15 protein-coding genes are annotated in these 20485 nt (G+C 41.7%); 4 read left to right on the forward strand and 11 right to left on the reverse strand.

Going from position 1 to position 20485, the window contains the following annotated elements; all coding sequences use genetic code 11:
• Positions 1 to 126 precede the first annotated feature (126 nt).
• The 8 genes from G498_RS0105975 to mutY form a co-directional block, all read right to left on the reverse strand.
• On the reverse strand, positions 127 to 411 hold the full coding sequence (locus G498_RS0105975) for a hypothetical protein (RefSeq protein WP_026980334.1): 285 nt from the start codon (positions 409 to 411) through the stop codon (positions 127 to 129).
• A gap of 1 nt (position 412) precedes the next feature.
• Positions 413 to 1312, reverse strand: coding sequence for an RHS repeat-associated core domain-containing protein (locus tag G498_RS0105980; RefSeq protein WP_161625335.1), 900 nt, complete (start codon positions 1310 to 1312; stop codon positions 413 to 415).
• 156 nt (positions 1313 to 1468) lie between these two features.
• The gene (locus G498_RS0105990; protein ID WP_154656445.1) at positions 1469 to 1873 is read right to left on the reverse strand and encodes a hypothetical protein; all 405 of its coding nucleotides are present in this window, start codon (positions 1871 to 1873) and stop codon (positions 1469 to 1471) included.
• A gap of 11 nt (positions 1874 to 1884) precedes the next feature.
• Positions 1885 to 2889 carry an RHS repeat-associated core domain-containing protein gene (locus G498_RS15375; protein WP_081694210.1) on the reverse strand — a complete coding sequence of 335 codons (1005 nt, stop codon included), beginning with the start codon at positions 2887 to 2889 and terminating at the stop codon, positions 1885 to 1887.
• An 85-nt stretch (positions 2890 to 2974) separates the two neighbouring features.
• Complete coding sequence (locus tag G498_RS0106000; RefSeq protein WP_026980339.1) at positions 2975 to 3784, reverse strand: RHS repeat domain-containing protein; 810 nt, start codon at positions 3782 to 3784, stop codon at positions 2975 to 2977.
• 219 nt (positions 3785 to 4003) lie between these two features.
• Complete coding sequence (gene gldD / locus G498_RS0106005) at positions 4004 to 4579, reverse strand: gliding motility lipoprotein GldD (RefSeq protein ID WP_026980340.1); 576 nt, start codon at positions 4577 to 4579, stop codon at positions 4004 to 4006.
• A 79-nt stretch (positions 4580 to 4658) separates the two neighbouring features.
• Positions 4659 to 5108 (reverse strand): single-stranded DNA-binding protein, encoded by a 450-nt coding sequence (locus tag G498_RS0106010; RefSeq protein ID WP_026980341.1) that lies wholly within the window; start codon positions 5106 to 5108, stop codon positions 4659 to 4661.
• A gap of 12 nt (positions 5109 to 5120) precedes the next feature.
• On the reverse strand, positions 5121 to 6191 hold the full coding sequence (gene mutY / locus G498_RS0106015) for an A/G-specific adenine glycosylase (protein WP_026980342.1): 1071 nt from the start codon (positions 6189 to 6191) through the stop codon (positions 5121 to 5123).
• A gap of 84 nt (positions 6192 to 6275) precedes the next feature.
• Between mutY and G498_RS0106020 the strand changes: the two genes are divergently transcribed.
• Together G498_RS0106020 and G498_RS0106025 are read left to right on the forward strand one after the other, a co-directional pair.
• The gene (locus tag G498_RS0106020) at positions 6276 to 6620 is read left to right on the forward strand and encodes an HU family DNA-binding protein (RefSeq protein ID WP_262486425.1); all 345 of its coding nucleotides are present in this window, start codon (positions 6276 to 6278) and stop codon (positions 6618 to 6620) included.
• A 381-nt stretch (positions 6621 to 7001) separates the two neighbouring features.
• Positions 7002 to 8549, forward strand: a complete 1548-nt coding sequence (locus G498_RS0106025; RefSeq protein WP_026980344.1) for an Rne/Rng family ribonuclease — start codon at positions 7002 to 7004, stop codon at positions 8547 to 8549.
• Between the two features lie 325 nt (positions 8550 to 8874).
• Here G498_RS0106025 and pbpC read toward each other — a convergent pair whose 3' ends face one another.
• From pbpC to G498_RS0106040, 3 genes are all read right to left on the reverse strand, one after another.
• The gene (gene pbpC / locus G498_RS0106030; RefSeq protein ID WP_026980345.1) at positions 8875 to 11250 is read right to left on the reverse strand and encodes a penicillin-binding protein 1C; all 2376 of its coding nucleotides are present in this window, start codon (positions 11248 to 11250) and stop codon (positions 8875 to 8877) included.
• 16 nt (positions 11251 to 11266) lie between these two features.
• Positions 11267 to 16927, reverse strand: a complete 5661-nt coding sequence (locus tag G498_RS0106035) for an alpha-2-macroglobulin family protein (RefSeq protein ID WP_026980346.1) — start codon at positions 16925 to 16927, stop codon at positions 11267 to 11269.
• Positions 16928 to 17113: 186 nt separating this feature from the next.
• Positions 17114 to 17557: a nucleoside deaminase gene (locus G498_RS0106040; protein ID WP_026980347.1), complete on the reverse strand. Its 444-nt coding sequence runs from the start codon at positions 17555 to 17557 to the stop codon at positions 17114 to 17116.
• 134 nt (positions 17558 to 17691) lie between these two features.
• Here G498_RS0106040 and G498_RS0106045 point away from each other — a divergent pair, with 134 nt between their 5' ends.
• Together G498_RS0106045 and G498_RS0106050 are read left to right on the forward strand one after the other, a co-directional pair.
• The gene (locus G498_RS0106045; protein WP_026980348.1) at positions 17692 to 19461 is read left to right on the forward strand and encodes a 1-deoxy-D-xylulose-5-phosphate synthase; all 1770 of its coding nucleotides are present in this window, start codon (positions 17692 to 17694) and stop codon (positions 19459 to 19461) included.
• Between the two features lie 41 nt (positions 19462 to 19502).
• Complete coding sequence (locus G498_RS0106050) at positions 19503 to 20456, forward strand: DUF3078 domain-containing protein (RefSeq protein WP_026980349.1); 954 nt, start codon at positions 19503 to 19505, stop codon at positions 20454 to 20456.
• Positions 20457 to 20485 lie beyond the last annotated feature (29 nt).

Below are 20485 nucleotides of genomic sequence, written 5' to 3' on the forward strand. Positions count from 1 at the left end.
AAAACATCAGTAATTATGCGGTTTTTTAATAGTTTTCAAACAAGGTTTAAAGAGTCTTTAAACTTGTATATATTTGTCAAAAATTGGACGATTCATTTTAAATTTTTGGACAATTCATTTTCGCGATTATACAAGATTTAAAAAAATATTGCTTTTGTCTTTTGTTTTTTGTGCTATAGAAATTTTCTTATTGTTTTTTGAAAATTTAAAAAATGAATCTTTATTTGATAGAGTTAATTTTATTGTACTATCTACAAAATAAACTTGTTTTTTATTATACCTCAAAGATTTATACTTTAAAGGCTTAGTTTCAATGTTATTAGAAATTATTTCTTCAACACCTTCTTCTAAACAATAATATGATTGTTCAAAAAAACATGAAACTAAAACTAAAATTAAAAATTTATACATTCTATTTTTTTTGTTGTTTTTTCTTTTCTAACTGCTTAACTCTTTCAGCTGGACGAGTATCATAAAATATATGACTTCTTCCTGATGACGCTCCATCTCTTCTCAGAACTTTCTCTTTGCCATATTTATTTACCGTTCTTTTATATGATTTGTCAGCAGCGGTCTCAGTTTCACCTTTCTCTTTTTGTTTTTTGGACAATTTATTTGGATAACCAAGCCATTGAGTGGCATTAGGTGTTTCATCTTTTGTTTTTCCAGTTTTTTGGTCAATTACTGCTTTTATAACAACATTTGCCTTTTTAAGTTTATTCAAATTATTTAAATCAACTCTTGCATTTGCAAAATCGTCATAAGTTGTGTAACCAGTATTACCAGAGAAAAAATCATCTTTACCAGAATAAGTACCGTCGGTCATACTTTTATACATATCTGCTTCTTTTTTGTATCCTTGTCCCCATGTCCCCCAATCTTTAATATTTTGAATTGTATGAGCGTAATCATCTGCAAATTCACCTCTTCCTTCCCCAAATATCCAATGGGCTCTGTCAAGAAATTCGGTAACATTTAAATCTAAGGTTTGATTTGTTTCAACAATTATTACTGGTGCTGTTTTCGATTTATCATCCCCCCATTTTTGAAATACCCCCTCATTACTAAAATAAGCTTCTAAACCATCCAAATCAATTGCCCATATGGGGGTGTTGCTTGAAAATTGATATGGCGACAATTCAGGGAATTTTTTTGTTAAGGGGTCAACATTAAAAAACCTTCCAATTCTAGTATTGTACATTCTCATTCCATAATCTTCAAAATTTCCTTCGCCCATTATTTCATTATCATTTTCCTTACCGTTAAACCCGTAACGGTATGAACCTGAGCTACCGTGCCTATTTGGAACCAAGCTTCCGAAAGAATAGATGTCTTTTGTGTAAGAACGTAAGGTAAAAGTAGGGCTTTTTTATAAATGAAAAATCCTAACTTTTTACGGTTAGGATTTTTTTTGAAATACTTTGTGGGCACGGATTGCAAATCCGCGCTATCGGGTACATTACCTACATTACCCATTACCATCTAAAATAAATTTTTTATATTTTTCTTTATCAGAAATTGTGTTTTTTTCATCTTCATTGAAATCGTAATTTATTTTTTTTAATTGACCAATTGCAAAATCAAAAAGAATAACATCTTTATGATTATTAACCGATAAACCAAAATTCTCTATAACATTTAAAAGTGCTCCAACATTTTCATCGTCTAATTCAAGTGCCTTTCTAAAGTATTTCAAACCTGTTTCATCTTCAATATCAATCATTGGGTCAAACAATATAATTACACCCATCATGTTAAAAGCATCTGCTTTTTCCAAATTATCAAACTTATCATTCTCCGTGATAGATTTAAAATGATTAAAAGACGCTAAGAAGTCTCCTTTATCAAAAAAATCTTCTGCTTTGTCAAACATATCCATATTCGTTATTTTACTGCGGCATTATTAATATAAATTTTACCAGTAGAATGTTCTTTCATTCCCCCTACCCAAATTTGGTGCCCCTCAATTTCTTGCAACAATTCAAGTTTATCACCTATTATCACACCTTTTCTACCTCTTATTATACCTGTTACTTCCCAAGTACCTTTTTCAACAGCCTTTTTTATAAAGGGTTCAACATCTGTAAGCGAAATAGCTTGATTCCCAAATATTTTATTCCAATTGTGATGTGCTTTAGTGATAACCGCCTGACCAAGATTCCAAATATAGCCTTGACCTTGCGAAACTACCTCATCAGCATGTTCAATTGTATTGAGAATAACTTTTCTAGCTGAAGTTGTTCTTATACCAACTAGTCCAACACCTGTTGGCCCAAAACCAATTTTATATAAATCTTCAACTGGACCCATATGTTTTCTCCATATATCACCAGCACCTATGCTTGTATGAGCACTGCTATAGTCACTCGTCCATTGTCCTGCAGGTTTAACAAAATCTCTTGCAGGTTGACCTATATTTTTATCTACATAATTATTGATTTTTCCAGCTACTGACCTAGCAGGTTGACCTATATTCTTGTCAACCCAAGTATTTACCTTTTTAGATGTTGATTCAGCTTTAGGTTGTACAGTAATTACAACTTCATCTAAATTTGTATTTGTACTACCATCTCTATTAGTCCATGTATCAGTATTTTTTTGTTGGTTTTGATTAGGGTCTACACTAGGTTCTAATCCTTCAAGTTCAACAGACATTATAGGTGAGTTTCCATTAAATTGATATGGTGAATAGAATGGGTACTCATTTGATAATGGGTCAATCGCAAAAAATCTACCAACTCGTGGGTCGTGCATCCTAAAGGTATAATTCAACGAATTTCCTTCTCCCTTAATCTCGTTGTCCATTTCCTGACCTTGGAAGCCGTAACGGTAACCATTAGCGATATTAGTGCCATGACGATTAGGAATGAGGCTTCCGAAAGAATAGATGTTTTTTGTGTAAGAACGTAAGGTAAAAGTAGGGCTTTTTTATAAATGAAAAATCCTAACTTTTTACGGTTAGGATTTTTTGTTTTTACTTACTTTGTGGGCACGGAAAGGATTTCCGCGCTATCGTTGTGTGGACATATCCGCGCCATCGGGGTGCTTGTGTAGTAAATCCTTCACCCATTAAAAGAAAATGTGCAATTTCATGAGATTCTGCATAACCAAAAGGATAAGGACCTCTATCTGGATTAATTCTAATTGATGACTGAAATTGTAACCCTCGTGGGTTTATTTTTTCCTTCCACATAGCCACACCTTTTCTTGTTTCAAAATTTCCTCCAACAATATTTTTTGTATAAAGTGTAGGTACCTTTTCATTAAACAATTCTATTGAATAATCTTTTGAATCTTGACCTTCAGGATTGAATTCTATATAATTAAATTTAAACTCAACAGTTAATCCATCTTCATCCGAATATCCATGTTCGTTATATTTTTTGGCATTTTCCAAAATTAATGTTTCTTTTTCTTGGGGTGTATAAGCTCCACAAGTGCCAGTACTATTAACTGCAATATGAATATCGGCTTCAACAATCCTCTTGATTGGAATTTTCTTTCCAGTCTTTTCATCAATCCTTACAACTCTATATGAAACTCCCTCAAGTCCATCTAAGTCAACATTGCTCACAGGATTATTAGACGCAAATTGATAAGGTGTTAGTGATGGAAACTGTTTTGCCAATGGGTCAATCGATAAAAATCTTCCAACTCGTGTATCTTGCATTCGAGCTTCATAATTAATACTGTTGCCATCACCCTTTAATTCATCGTCTTTTTCTTTGCCATTAAACCCGTAACGGTAGCTATTACTATTGCCATGCCTGTTTGGCACGAGCATTCCGAAAGAATAGATGTCTTTTGTGTAAGAACGTAAGGTAAAAGTAGAGCTTTTTTTATAAATGAAAATCCTAACTTTTTACGGTTAGGATTTTTTTTGAAATACTTTGTGGGCATGGATTGCAAATCCGAGCTATCGAACTGTTGACATATCCGAGCTATCGGGTTTGCTGTCCCAGAATAAAAAAGGAACCCAAATGAGTTCCTTTTCTTTTTTATCTTATTTCCATCTAACCGTTTCCATAATCTTCCGCATGTCGTTTTTGATGTAAGCCGCGGCCGGTAAAATCGAATCGTAATTCGGTTTGGCATAAAAATACACCGATCCCACCAGAAAATGTCTGGTACTGTCCGTTACGTAAAACTGCGCATTGGTGGCCGCATTCCCTCCTACCTGATAAAACATCCCATACACCTTACTTCCCGGATTGAGAAACGGCTGTTCGGCGATATCGTCTGCTTTTACTACGTGTTCGTAGGTTAATTTCTGAGCGTCGCGCAACAACTGTTCGATGTTTCCGTTAACGGGTTTATAGTTCAGGTAAATGGTGGCTTTCATTTTCGGATATTCGATTTCCATGGAACAGTCCTGTTTTGTTTTTACTTTGACGCTTTCATTAACCTCAAAGGCAAACGAACAATTAGATGGCACATTGGGAACCGGGCTGTATTTCGCGGTCGGATAATCCAAGCGCAACTGTCCTTTGGGCTTCGGAACCGTATCGCCATTACAACTTGCCATTACAAACAAAAATGCAAGCCCGGCTGCAAAAAGTATCTTGTTAAATTTCATCATAAAAAAGCCTTACGCATAATTGGGCGTAAAGATACAAGGTGTAACGCAGTTTCGGAAAAATTATTTGAAAACCTGACGATTAAAAAGGCAAATCGTCTCCTTCTAATGCCGTAGGCGGTGAATCATACGAAGTGCCGCGGGACGCATCGCCGCCCTGAGGATTGTAACCTCCCTGTTTCTGTTCAAATTCTTTTTTGGTGTTCAGGAACGTGAATTCGGTTACCTGAATTTCGGTGGTGTATTTGGTAACGCCCTCCTCTGTCTGCCACTGGCGCGATTTGATTCGGCCTTCGACGTAAATCTTATCGCCTTTGGACAGGTATTTTTCGCAGATTTCGGCCGCTTTGTTGCGCACCACTAAGTTATGCCATTCGGTAGACGTGATTTTCTCACCGGTAGTTTTATTGATGTAAATTTCGTTTGTCGCCAGCGGAAACCGTCCAATGCAGTTTCCTCCTTCAAAATAGTGCATTTTAACATCATCCCCTAAATGTCCGATTAAAATCACCTTGTTTAATGTACCGTTCATGGCTTGTATCTTTTAGTTCATCTCAAATATACTACTTTTCTGCTCATTTTGCCAAAGTCGTTCCATAAAATTATGCAGCACGATCGGAAAAGGATAATTCATAATTGTCTTGGGAGACAGGGCTTCCGCAATTTTTTCTGCGGTTTCCACTTCCCAAAAGCGGATGTTCAGGTGCTGATGTGAAAGTTTGTGAACGATTACTTCATGATGCAGCGGTTTGATGTTCAGAATTTTAAATCCGAAATCGTATTGTTCAACCAGTGAATAGGCGGTATCGTAATCGGTGGCTGCACTTGTTTCCAACAACGGAAATTCGTATAAATTATGCCAGATTCCTTTCGCCGTACGCTTCTGCACCACCGAATTCCCGTTTCCGTCTTTTATTATAAGGTAATTGAAATAACGCGACACTACTTTGTTTTTTTTTAACTTTACAGGAAGCACATCGACTTTTTTCTGCTGCAGCGCCACACAACTGTCTTTGAAAATACAAACACCGCAGTCCGGATTTTTCGGAACACACTGCAACGCCCCAAACTCCATCAGCGCCTGATTGAAATCCGCGGCTTTGTCTTTGGGCAACAGCGAATCGGCCAAGGCAAAAAATTCTTTCTTGGCTTTGGGAGAAGTAATATCCGTATCTATTCCGAAATAGCGCGACAGCACACGATACACATTACCATCCACCACCGGAACCGGTTCCCCGAAGGCAATGGAAGCAATGGCCGCCGCAGTATAATCGCCTACTCCTTTTAAGGTTTTGAGCGCCTTATAACTGTCGGGGAATTTTCCGTTATTTTCAAAGGCAATATATTTAGCGGTGGCGTGCAGGTTTCGGGCACGGGAATAATAGCCCAGACCCTGCCACAATTTCAACACGGTTTCTTCGTCAGATTTGGCCAGATCGGCAACCGTGGGAAACGCTTCGGTAAAGGCAAAATAATACGGCATTCCCTGCGCTACACGCGTTTGTTGCAGCATAATTTCCGACAGCCAAATATGGTAAGGATGGTTCGTTTTGCGCCAAGGTAAGTCGCGTTTGTTTTGTAAATACCATTGGATTAACGAGTTAGAAAAATTCATGTTAAAAAAATTGGAAAACAAAAATAAAACTTTATGTGGCTAAATTTTAATCAATTAGCTTGAAAATTTGTTTTTTTAATTGCTATATTTGCACACTCAAAAAATAATACACATTATTCTAAAATAAAAAGAAAGAAAATGACGAAAGCAGACATCGTAGCTAAAATTTCAGAGAAATTAGGCTTAGAAAAGGGAGACGTACAGGCAACAGTTGAGTCTTTTATGGACGAAGTAAAAAGCTCATTAGAAACTGGAGACAATGTATATTTAAGAGGTTTCGGAAGTTTTATCATCAAAACAAGAGCAGAGAAAACAGGAAGAAACATTTCTAAAAATACTACCATCAAAATTCCGGCGCACAACATTCCTGCTTTCAAACCGGCAAAAATCTTTGTTGACGGAGTAAAAACTAACACGGAAGTAAAATAATTATTTATTAATCACTAAACACGTACACTATGCCAAGTGGTAAAAAAAGAAAAAGACATAAGGTAGCGACGCACAAACGTAAAAAAAGAGCGAGAGCTAACCGCCATAAAAAGAAAAAGTAGTCTAAAGCTACTTTTTTCTTTTTAAACTAAAAGTTCATTGACAACGGAAAATCAGTAAACCGCAAACAGTCGCAGTAGGCCGTTTTCAGAAAACTGAAATTCCATCGGGTAAAAACTACCTGTAAAAAATGTTTAATCCATCTGTACAATTTAGGAACAAGGGATAAGGAATGAGGGATAAGGAAACTTTCTTAAAAGAGCGCCTTTTCACTTTTTACTTTTCACTTTTCACTTAAACGTATGGATAAAAATGTACCGCATGAACAAAGAATTAATCATTCGTTCCAGTTCAGAAGCTGTAGATTTTGCCTTATTAAAAGATGGAAAACTAATTGAATTACACAAAGAAGAAGGCGGCGAGGACAAAACCGGATTTTCAGTAGGTGATATTTTTATTGCCAAAATCCGCAAACCGGTGCCGGGACTTAACGCTGCGTTTGTAAACGTAGGTTTCGAGAAAGATGCGTTTCTGCACTATCACGATTTGGGTCCTAACCTTTCTTCGATGATGAAATTCATAAAACTTGTAAGCGCAGGTAAATTAAAAGATTTCACTCTCAAAAATTTTCCTTTTGAACCCGAGATCAACAAAGATGGTGCCATCAGCGACGTGCTGAGCGCCAATCAGTCGATTTTGGTTCAGGTGGTAAAAGAACCCATTTCCACCAAAGGCCCCCGAATCAGTTCGGAATTGTCCTTGGCGGGAAGATATGTGGTTTTAGTCCCTTTTTCCGACCGGGTTTCGGTTTCTCAGAAAATCGAATCCAAAGAAGAAAAAGACCGATTAAAACGCCTGGTTCAATCCATCAAACCCAAAGGATTCGGCGTTATTGTCCGTACAGTAGCCGAAGGCAAAAAAGTAGCCGAACTGGACAGAGACTTGCAGAATTTGCTCGACAAGTGGTCGGCAATGTGCAAACGGATACCAACCGCTCATCACCCGTCGAAAATATTGGGAGAAGTTAACAAAGCTTCTTCGATATTACGCGATGTATTCAACGATACTTTTACCGGTATCCACGTGGATGATGAGGATTTGTATTATCAAACCAAGGAGTATTTGCAAGAGATAGCTCCTTCAAAAGTCAATATCGTCAAACATTACCAGTCGAAGGAACTTCCTCTTTTTGAGAAATATCACATTGAACGACAAATCAAAACGTCTTTCGGGAAAACAGTTTCGATGAGCAAAGGAGCTTATTTAATCATCGAACACACGGAAGCTTTACACGTTATCGACGTTAACAGCGGTAACCGATCCAACAAAGCCACCAACCAGGAAGACACCGCTTTGGAAGTCAACATGATTGCCGCGGCAGAAATTGCCCGTCAGTTACGACTTCGCGACATGGGCGGCATTATCGTAGTCGATTTCATCGATATGCAAAATCCGGAGAACCGTAAAACCCTTTACGATTTTCTGAAAGAGGAAATGAGTGACGACAAGGCGAAACACAAGATCTTGCCTCCTAGCAAATTTGGATTGATTCAAATTACTAGACAAAGAGTCAGACCGGAAGTAAATATCAAAACCAGAGAAGAAGACCCTAACGAAAAAGGGGAAATCGAAGCTCCAATCCTGATTGTTGATAAAATAGCGGCTGATCTTGAAAGAATTATCCGCGATCACAAAAAAGTCGTGTTAAACGCACACCCTTTTGTGGCCGCTTACCTTACCAAAGGTTTTCCATCCTTACGCTCAAAATGGTTTTTTGAGTATAAGAAATGGGTGAAAATCATACCTCGTGACGCTTACACGTATTTGGAATATCATTTCTTCGACAAAGAAGGCAATGAAATTAAATAAACCTAGAACCGCCCGTTGTGAAATGAGGCGGTTTTTTTATGTTTTTTTTTATCGTTCTTAAAATTTACCACGAATTACCCGAATTATCACGAATTAATTTGTGCTAATTCTTGCAATTCATGGCCAACACAAAAAACCGGATAGTCAATGCAATACTTTTAAATTGATTTTGGAGCTTTAACCCGCTGTCCGCTGTATCTTTTTTGCAGAACGAACACTTTAAAATCACGTCTTTTTAAGCAAAAAAGGATGCCGCTCCCATCGGGGCTAGGGCTACAACGCCTTAAAGAAGTTTTTCAATCTATAGCGCAGCACAGTACTTATTCTATTCCATGACCAGTTGTACTTTTCTCCGGATTTCGTTCCCAAACTCATCCACCACGGTAATATAATGGGTTCCTGTTGTCGCTTTTACCGGCATTTCATGAAAGGTTTTTGTTTTACCCACAAATACCTCATCCACATACCAGAAAAGCGCTGCATCCCGTTGCGAATGCGCCACTTTCAACACCACCGGCTGAATCTCACTGTTAAAGTTTTTCGTGAGGTAAATTTTAGCATTTGCCTTCGGATAAATAAAATCCATGTACGCCGTTTGCGAAGCCTGACAATCACTCCGGAAAGGCGGCAGATTCCGGTACTCAATATGCTGGTTTTTGTAATACCATTCCATCACCGGAGGCAAAATAAACCAACTGCGCGCCACAATATTTTCCACGTCTTCACAACTGCTGTTTACGCGAAACTGCTCCGATCTGTCCAAATGAATCGTTTTGTGATACGGGCAAACGGTCGTCGACCTCCCTTTCAACGAAACAAACTGTTTGATTTTAGGGCATTCCTCTTTGGCCAAATGACCGCTTAATTTACAAACCTCTACTTCCGCCAAATCATTATAAGGCATGTCAAACCATTTCGCTTTCGGCAGCAGATTAAAAACATCAAACAAAACCGGAGCCGCACTTGTCACTCCTGTTAAACTTGGCCGGCCTTCTCCCGTAGCATTACCCACCCAAACGCCAACCACATATTTTGAATTCGTTCCAATGGCCCAAGCGTCACGGTTCCCGAAACTCGTTCCGGTTTTCCACGCAATTTTAAGCGAACTGTCGTAGAATTTCCAGGCTTCATCGCCTTCCGGCCGGTTTACTTCTTCCATCGCATTGTAAGTCAGCCAGATGGAACCGGCACCTAAAATCGTTTTCTGAAAACGTTCTTTGCCGAAATCGGGTTCAAATCCGTATTCATAATTCAGTTCGGCAAACTCTTTCGTGCGGTAACGTCCTTGATTCTTATTGAAATAATTTACCGTGGAAGACAAGCCGGCATACGTGCGACACAAATCCCACAGGTTACTTTCCGCGCCTCCTAAAATTAACGACAGACCGTAATGATCGGGTTGTTGCGAAATGTCTTTTAGCTTAAACTTCTGCAGCTGTTCGTAAAAACGGTTCACGCCGTATTCCTGCAGCATCAGCACTGAAGGAATGTTCAGCGAACGCGCCAAAGCCCGATGCGCGGGTACAGCTCCGTCAAAAGTGCGGTTAAAATTCTGAGGCGTATAGCCCGAAATTTGCGTGGGAATATCGGCTACCAGGGTATTGGGCAGCAACTCGCCTTCATCGAGCATGGCGGCATACAGAAACGGTTTCAAAATGCTTCCGGTGCTTCTGGGCGCGCCGATAACATCCACATCTTTCTGATGGTCGGCGTCGGTGGGCGAATTGCCGACGTAGCTCAGTACGTTTCGGTTTTCCACATCGACGACCAGAATTGCTATATTGTTCACCTCATTTTGGCGGTACTGGCTGTAATAATACTTCGCTATCTGATTGACACGTTGCTGCAACGCAAGATCAACCGTAGTTTTAACCTGCATTCCCGGCTGATTTTTAGCTACCCTTTGCAACAAATGCGGTGCAATTTGTGGTAGATCATACGGTTTTTGCGGCAACGGTTCGGCTACAGCCAATTCATACGTTTGCCCGTCGATGATCTTTTCATTCTTTAATTTCAGCAACAATCCATTGCGTTTGCGCAACAGTTTTTCCTGATTCTTTCCGGGGTAAATCAAACTCGGCGCGTTGGGCAGAACCGCTAAAGTAGCACTTTCCGCCCACGACAACTGATGCGACTGCACGCCAAAATAGCGCCATGAAGCCATTTCCAACCCTACCACATTTCCGCCGTAAGGCGCATGTGCCGCGTATAATTCCAGAATTTCCGCTTTCGAATGACGCAGCTCCAGTCTGGTGGCCAAAATCATTTCGACGATTTTTTCAAAATAGGTTCTGTTTTTTCCCTTTCGAGACAATCGGATTACCTGTTGGGTAAGCGTACTCCCGCCCCGCACTACCCGACCGGCTTTGCTGTTTTGTTTTATCGCCTTGAACATCGCCACAGGATTAAACCCGGGATGTTTGTAAAAATACTGATCTTCAAAATAAACGATGCATTGCTGAAATTTGTAAGGCACACTGTCCTGAGCCGGAAACCGCCATTGACCGTCTGTGGCAATTTTGGCGCCCAGCAACTCCCCTTCCTTACTTTCAATTACAGTGGCATAAGGTTCCTGAAACAAAACTTTTGGCAATGAAAAATAGTAGACAACCAAGAGCAGAACGCTAACGGCTGTCTTTATTCTGTTATGCCGTATCCAATTGCGGATACGTTTTGCCAACGCTATTACTCTTGCTTTCAAGGTTTACAAATTTCCTTTATTTCACCACTTCTACCCACATTCCTTTGGTTCTCGCCACAAAGGAATTATCGTACATCGCCTCGCACTGTAGTCCCGGCAGGTAATAATTCCCTAAATAAGAGGCGTTCAGCAAAATTTTAAAGGTTTTGGTTTCGTTGGCTTTCAAGGCGAAATAGAAATTCGTACGATCGTCCCGAATATCTATATAATCAGCGCTATTTCCGGTGGCGTCGCCGTAATCGGTAAAGCGGGTGTTGACAATTTCAAATCCGGAAGGCAAAATCTGAGTCAAAGCCACATTTTCCACCCGTTCATTCCGTTGGTTGCGAATCGTGACTTCGGCCATAAACTCGGTACCCTGATTTATTTTATTCACATTTATTACAGCGCCTTTACGGTTCTTAAACACCATATTGGCCGTCAAACCGTTTTGCATTACCTGTTCTTTCCCTACCGGCAAAATTCCTGAATTCAGCACGCGAACATAAACCGTATTGTTTTTACTGTTTTTAAGCGTAATGCTGTTGGCTCCGGATTTTACCACTAAACCTCTTTCTGCCAATGCCTTAGCGGTTTTAATCATTTGTGATTTTCCGCCGTTGGCAAACTGCACTTCAATGCCTTTTCCGCCGTTGAATTGGGCAAATTTGGACATGGCATACAAACTGTAAGCCGTGGTTTGCGTACTCATCCACTGATCGGCGGCCATTTGTTTGGCCAGTTTCGTCGCCATCGCAAAAGCTTTCTGCTTCTGTCCCAATAAAATCAGCGTTTCCAAAGCCATCGCGCGGTTGCGGTCACTCGATCCGTAGTAGAAATACTGATAACGGTTGGTTTCTTCGTCTATTTTGCTCTTCATCAGCAACGACATTCCTGCTGTTTTCTGACCGGCCAGTACATACGCCGCAGCTAACCGCAATTTACTTTCGTTTGAAATACCGCCGGTTTCGCGCAAACGGTTCATGGACGGCAAATCCGGAGATCCGGCTAAGGCTAACGTATAAAGGCGATAGGCCTGTGCCAAATCGTTGCCGTATTGTGCCGCATAACGCCATTTCTTCGCTTCCTTCTGCTGGTAGGAAAGCCATTTCGATTTACAGTTAATCGGCAGAACGTAACCTTTCTTTTCAGCTTCTATCAGGAAATGACCCGCGTAGGAACTTCCCCAGTCATCGGCTACGCTTGCACCCGGCCAGTAGGAGAAGCCACCGTTGGCTAACTGCATACCGCCTAAACGGTTAATTCCTGCGGTTACATTTTTCTGAATAAGTGCTTTTCGGCCTGCATCAATATCAGCCACATCGCTTAAAAACAATTGCGGAAATACTGCCGAAGTGGTTTGTTCCACACAACCGTGCGGATATTCTATCAGGTATTTCAGTCTGCGGTTAAAGTCGATAGTTGGCATGGAGGAAACTTCCAGACGCGCGGTATTGCTTCCGGCCACTCCGAAAGTGTTCCAGCTTATCGTTTTGGAACTGTTCGGTTCTAAAAGCACATCGGTAAAGGCGTTGGTAACCGGGTTCGGATTGGTCATGTCGATTTCCACCTCATAACTCGATTTTTCTTTTCCGGAAGCGGCAATTACTTCCACTTTTCCAATACCGGTAGCGCCACCGACTTCAAGGTTGAAATACGCCATTTTTTCATCCGGCTGCGCAAAACTTACCTTTTGCACGGATGGGCCGACAACTTTAAGTCCTTTGCTGGTTTTTACCTGAACGGTAACATTTTTCACATGTTTTTCCATGGCAAAAACGGTAACCGGAAGGGTTACTTTTTCGGATGGAGAAATTTTTCGCGGCAAAGAAGCCAGGGTCATCAATGGGCTTCGCACCGGCGTTGCTTTTTCCGCGCTGCCGTACGCACTGGTTTCCGCATCAGCAGCAACTACCATGGTGCGAACGGAACCTATGTATTTCGGCAATTGTAGCTGATGGGTTTTGGTTTGACCTTTTTCCAGTTTGAAAGGCCCTAAATGGATTACAACAGGCTTGAAACGGTTTGCTTTCTTCGCTTTTCCGCCGCCTAAATCCTGATCGCCGCCAATGCTGAAAATCTGATTCACTTTTCCGCCGTAAGCACCGATAACATCATTGTAAACATCCCAGGTTCTTACCCCCAAAGCTTCGCGAACGTAGAAACTGTCCCAGACATTTGGCGTTTTGAAACGGGTTAGGTCCAGCAGGCCTTCGTCTACAATGGCAATGGTGTAAGTCATTGGTTTTCCGGACTTCTCGCTCACTTTCACGTTAAAGGTTTGTTCCGGTTTCAGTACTTCCGGCATTGCAATTTTGGGTTCGAGGATGGTGTTTTTATCGATTACTCCCACGGGCACAATACCGTACAAACGAATCGGCGAGTCGTTCTTTGTGGTAGCGTGCGGCTGCAGCAGCGTAATGTTGAAATATACGTTTGGCGCCATTTCTGCCGTAATTGGGATTGCCACTTTCGTTTCGCCTTTTTGGGTGGTGGCCCAAAACGATTGTAATACTCTTGACCCGTTTTCCACAGATATCAAAGCGCGGCCACCTTCACTGGACGGAAAGGAAATCTGTGCTTTTTCGCCTACGGCATAGTTTTTCTTATCTGTAGAGAACACCAGCATGTTCGCAGTGGATGCATCGCTATTTCTGGTTTTTCCCGACCAGATTGGCCAGTCGATATTTACGGTTAGCGACGTGGCATGACCACTGGCCGGATCGGTTACCCGAATTAAGTAGCGTCCCCATTCTTCATCGCTTAACCTAAATTGAACATTTCCTTTTCCCTGCGAATCGGTAGTGATTCTAAACGTTTTATAAGAGGTTGTGGCCGTAGACGAGTTGTAGTCCGACAAGTCTTCGGAAGCATCCCACCACCAGCGCCATTCCACTTTGTACACTTTAACTTCGAGGTTTTTTGACGGTTTGGGACGCCCGTTTTCATCCACGGTTACGATGTCGAATCTGTTGTCGGTTCCCGTTTCCAACATTCCGTATTTGTTCGGTTCGGGTGATTTTATCCCAACGTAGGTTTTATAAGGCGAATAAGTTGTGGCCATAACATCGGTACTGAAATCGCCGCCTTCTTCATATACTTTGGTGATGAAGGCCGCTTTGAGCATCCCCGGTGCCTGTCCCTGTAATTTAGGGTGAATACTTACCGTTGCCCGCCCGGAACCATCGGTCTTTCCGGAGAAAACACTGATTTCTTCCGTACTGAACTGGCGCGCCAAATCGTCAAAAACATACTTGGTGTAATTTTTAAACGTAGTGGTCTGTTGCGAGAATTTCGCCTGCATCTCCACTCTCAAATCTTTACCTACGGCGCCGTGCAGCCAGTTTACTTGTAACGTACTGGTGTTGGGATAGGATGCGGAAAGCACTTCGTTTTGAAAGGTATGTTTAATTTTCAGACGATTGGGTTTAATCGTTTCGATTTTGATGTTTTTATAAAACTTAGCGCCACCTACGCTTACCATCGCTTCCCAACTTCCGGTTGGCGCGTCTGCATCGGTCGGAACGGTAAAAGTGTAATGGTTCCATTCGTTGGACTGCTGCACGGTTTGGTAGACGGTTTTTCCGTTAGGATCGGACAAACGCAGTTTGATGGGATGGGATTCCGGCAACTTGTTGGCCGCATCGTTCAGTACAAACGACAAATACAGATTGTCACCTGGTCGCCAAACGCCTCGTTCGCCATAAATGAAGCCTTTCAGTCCTTTTTGCAGCGTTTCACCCGCCACATCGAAATTGCTTACGGACAAAGCGTTCCCGTCGTCCAATTTCACATAGGTGGACTGATTTCCTAACGTTACAATTGCGAAATAGGCAAACTTGCCCAATTTCACCTTGGCAATTCCTTCGCTGCTGGTAGCCATTGTGGCCAGTTTCTGCTGCTGGAAACTGTACAGATCCACTCTTGCATTCGATACCGGTTCCGTAGTTACGATATTGCTAACGGCGAAGAAATAAGATTTGTTTTCCCCGCGTTTGGCAATTACGCCTAAATCCGTAGCTAAGATATTGGTTCCGACTCTGGTGTTATAGTAATAGGAATTGGTACACGGATCCTGACGCTCGCGCCATTCGTAATCGTCGTAATAGTAATCGTCGTAATAATTACCGCTGTAGTTGACGTCGTTCTCATCGGTTTCTTCCTGTTCCTCTTCTTGTTCCTCATCAGCTTCCGTGCTTTGACATTCGTAAAGGGAATAGGCTTTTTTAAAAGAAAATTCCACGCGGTAAATGGCACCCGGTTCCGGTGTGATGATTTTGGACAGATCCAGGGCAAAGGTGTTCCATTTGGTGTGATTCGTTAGCGGATTCTCTTTCAGATCGATGGTTTTTTTGGCTACCGGCTGCGATACCCTTTTCAAATTTTGGGTTCCATTGAGTTCGTTGTCCTGCAAAAACTGCAGTATGTTGTTTTTGTAAATTTTGTACACTTTAACGTCGACAGCTTTCAGATTAACCGCTTCGAAATTCAGTTTCAGGTTGTTGGAACTCGGCAAAATAGTTCCGTTTTTGATTAGTCGGACATTAGGTTTGATAGGATCGAACGAAACTTTTGACGTGTAATTCGATTCTAACTTGTGACCGTATTCGCTTTCAATACCTTGGAAAAATTCTACAACAATATCACCACTTAAGGTTGCTCTTGCTGCTACTTCGTCTGTTGTTTCATATTCCGGATCTTCGGTGATTTCATTATAAACAGCTGCGGAATCTACGGCAGTTGCCGTGCTGTCTGCCAGTTCCTCCATCGGTTTTGCTACTGCAATCGCTTCTTTTGCTTTGCTTTCCGGCAAATCATTCGTAAAGAAAACTTTTAAAAGGTTTCCCTGAGTGGCAAATTTTAACTTGCTGGTATTCTGAATGGCGATTAACCCGCTGAAATCCTGACCGCTTCGCAACGGCTCTGAAAAGTTGACCAACATCGTTTGGTTGTTGCCTTCAGGTATGTCGATATTTACGATTTTGAAGTGGTTTTTAGCCGCCACTTTATAGTCGAGGGTTCCTTTTTGTTCGATATCGAAATCTTCGCCATCGTATTGAATTTCAAGACTGCTTTCTTCCGGAAATTGCCGGATACTGTCGATGATGAATTTAAACTCCGTGCCCATAGCCGGCGCTTTGAAGAATTTCACCTTCACGGATTGGTCTTTTTGCTGTGCCGAAATCAGTTTCTGAGCGGTTTCAAAATCGATTTTATCGGCCGTTTTTAAAACTCCGTTCAAATATTGAAAGTCGGGACTGTAAGACTGAATGTCCAAGGTCTCCACCATAAAATCCTGCTTGATGGTTTTAATGGTGAAATTAAAATCCTTCAGTTCTTCCTTCACCGCCATCAGATGGCTCAGATGCAGGGTTATCTGATATTCGGTGTTTTGTTTAAGTTTCTCTTCCGGTATAAACGCCAGCGTATTATTGGAAAGTGCAACCACTTTACCGTCCACACGCGGAGAAATATCGAACAAATCAGTGTCTAACACCTGATTGGCTTTCCATTCTTTTTTATCAACAGCCAAAACCACGCGAATGTCAGAATGCGCAGAGACGATACCGGCAGTGAAACCGGAAATATGTTCCCTGAACAATGAAAAATCAGGATTAAAATCGGCCGCGGATTTTCGGTTACAGGCCTGAAACAGCAAAAAGGTGAACAACACAGACACCAATACTTTCGTTTTCATTGTATCAAGGGTTAAAGGTTACTAAGGACGATGGAAAACCGTAAACAGACACAGCACTCCAATTATTGCCATAACTGCAAAAGCTATTTTTATATTGTAGTAAAAGTAGGGTATTTTTATATATGTTTTTAAGAGGAAAATTCAGGATAAAAATTTTTTTTTAACCTCTTGCCAATAGCGGTCTGCTTACTTTCTCCGTTTGGCGAAAAACTCTTTCATCAAAGCGGCACATTCGTTTTCCATCACACCGCTAACAACAATGGTTTTCGGATGCAGTTGGGTACCCATTACCATAAAGCCGCGCTGCTCGTCCCGGGCTCCAAATACGATTTTTGAAATCTGAGACCAATACAAGGCTCCGGCGCACATCTGGCAGGGCTCCAGCGTTACATACAGCGTGCAGTCTTTCAGATATTTCCCTCCGAGAAAATTAGCCGAAGAAGTTATAGCCTGCATTTCCGCATGGGCAGTTACATCGTTTAGCATCTCAGTAAGGTTGTGTGTGCGGGCGATGACGCGATTGTCGATAACCACTACGGCACCTACAGGAATCTCGCCTTTGTCAAAAGCGACTTGGGCTTCCTGCAAAGCCTTTTTCATAAAATATTCGTCGGTGAAAATGTTTTCCATAAAAACAAAAATACAATTTCATATGGTTAAAATTTATTTTTATAAGTACCATATGGTATCTCCTTATAAAATTATTGGTGTTTGTTTAAAACAAACAACTTGCCAGTAGCGATTTCAAGTTGTACATTTGTAACATGTCGGAGAAACTCTTACAAAACATTCAAAATCCCAATGATTTACGGAAACTTCATCCGGAAGAATTACCTGTTTTGGCCAAAGAGCTCCGCGACTTTATTATTGATGTAGTTTCCCGAAAAGAAGGGCATTTGGGTGCCAGTTTGGGGGTTATTGAACTCACTATTGCCCTGCATTACGTTTTCAACACTCCTGAAGATTTATTGGTTTGGGACGTTGGCCATCAGGCGTACGGGCATAAAATCCTTACCGGACGTAAAGATGTTTTTCACACCAACCGACAACTGCACGGCATTTCGGGTTTTCCCAAGCGAAGTGAAAGTATTTACGACACGTTTGGGGTTGGCCATTCTTCCACAGCCATATCGGCAGCTTTGGGCATGGCATTGGCTTCCAACCTGAAAGGCGAAACCGAAAAACAGCATATTGCCGTAATCGGAGATGCGTCCATCGCGTCGGGAATGGCTTTCGAAGGGCTGAATCATGCGGGGGTTACCGATGCCAATCTGTTAGTTATTCTGAACGACAATGCTATCGGAATCGATCCAAGTGTCGGGGCGCTGAAAGAGTACCTGACTTCTGTTAAAGCCGGAAAAAATCCGAGGGAGAACAACATAATTAAGTCGCTCAATTTCGACTATTCCGGTCCCATAGACGGACACGATTTTGAGGCTTTGCTAAAAGAACTCAACCGCTTAAAACACAAAAAAGGACCAAAATTTCTGCATGTGATTACCACCAAGGGAAAAGGCATGCAACTGGCCGAAGAAGATCAGGTAAAATACCACGCCCCCGGAAAATTCAATCCGGAAACGGGGGAAATCCTGCCCAAATCGGATGAACATTTGCCTCCGAAATTTCAGGATGTTTTTGGTCTTACGTTAGTGGAATTAGCCCGACAAAACGAAAAAATAATCGGAATTACGCCGGCCATGCCAACGGGCTCTTCCATGAAATTTATGATGGATGCCATACCCGAACGCGCTTTCGACGTTGGTATTGCCGAACAACACGCCGTAACCCTATCCGCAGGCATGGCCACGCAGGGCATGGTGGTTTTCTGTAATATTTACTCCACTTTTTTACAGCGAGCTTACGACCAGGTGATACACGATGTGGCGCTGCAGAATTTACCGGTAATCTTCTGTCTGGACCGGGCCGGTTTAGTGGGAGAAGACGGCGCTACGCATCACGGTGTTTACGATATTGCCTACCTGAACTGCATTCCCAACATGATGATTTGTGCCCCGAAAGACGAAGTGGAGCTGCGCAACATCCTGTACACGGCACAGCTTGGTTTGCCACATCCGATTGCGATTCGCTATCCGAGAGGACGGGGTGTTCTTACGAATTGGCAACATCCGTTTGAACGATTGGAAATCGGGAAAGCGCAAATGCTTCAAAAAGGAACTGAAACTGCGGTGGTATCGACTGGTTTTATCGCCCACAATATAACGGCTGCCCTAAAGGATTCTCAAAATCCGGATCGTTTGTCCCATTATCATTTTCCGTTCGTAAAACCTCTGGATACGGAAACTTTAACCGCCATCTGTAAAACCCACAAACACCTTATCACGGTTGAAGACGGAACCGTTGTTGGAGGTTTCGGCAGTCTGGTTGCTTCATTTGTAACGGAAAACAACTTCCCTGTTTCCGTTAAAAAACTCGGAGTTCCCGACAGTTTCATTGAACAGGGTACAGTATCCGAACAACAACAAATTTGCGGCATCGACGTTAATAGTCTGAGAACTATTTTTTCAAGTCGCTGAAAATGTTGATTTTTGCACCAAATTTAACCTAACTCTTAATCATGAATTGCGTAAAAACCTACCTATTGGGTATTGTTTCCATTTTCTTTTTTCAACAGAATTTTGCTCAGGACATTATCCGAACCGAAGCAACCGACACCCTCAAACACTGGGAAGGCAAAAACATTGTCGGGCTCGATTTAACCCAAGTTTCTTTTGTAAACTGGAGTGCCGGTGGTGAAAATTCGATTTCGGGAATTTTAAAAGGCGCTTTTGTCCGCAAGTATACAAAAGGCCGTTTTGTATGGCACAACGAACTTATTGCACGCTACGGGCTTAACAAACAGGACGGACGCGAGTCCCGAAAAACCGACGACGCCATACAGTTAAATTCTACGGCCGGTTTTAAAACCGATACGATTTCCAACTGGTATTATTCGGCAAAGTTTAACTTTAACACTCAGTTTACTAACGGTTACGCGTATCCGAATACCGATTTGGCCATTTCCAAACCGTTTGCTCCGGCGTATATCTTTTTAGGGGTTGGAGCGGAATACATCAATAAAGACGAAGGATTTAAAGCTTATTTTTCTCCTGTGACGTTAAAAAACACTTTGGTTTTGGATGAACGATTAGCCAATCAGGGAGCTTTTGGAGTAGATCCTGCCGTTTATGACACAGAAGGAAACATGATCCGGAACGGCAGAAAGACCCGAACGGAAGTTGGTATTTTAGTAACCAATCAGTTTAAAAGGGAAATTTTCGAGAACATCGCCCTTGACCACCGTTTATCCCTGTACAGCGACTATATCAACCATTTCGGAAATATTGACATAGACTGGCAGCTGCAGTTAGACATGACCATAAACCAATATGTTCGTGCCAGTATTGCCACACACATGATTTATGACGATGACATCAAATCTAAAGAAGATGTGGACGGCGTTCAGGTGACCAAAGGACCTAAACTGCAACTGAAACAAATTCTGGGCGTTGGCTTAAGTTATACTTTTTAATTTTACATGTTTACCAATAAAAAAGGGCC

It is taken from the genome of Flavobacterium suncheonense GH29-5 = DSM 17707, from assembly GCF_000430025.1.
GTDB lineage: Bacteria > Bacteroidota > Bacteroidia > Flavobacteriales > Flavobacteriaceae > Flavobacterium > Flavobacterium suncheonense.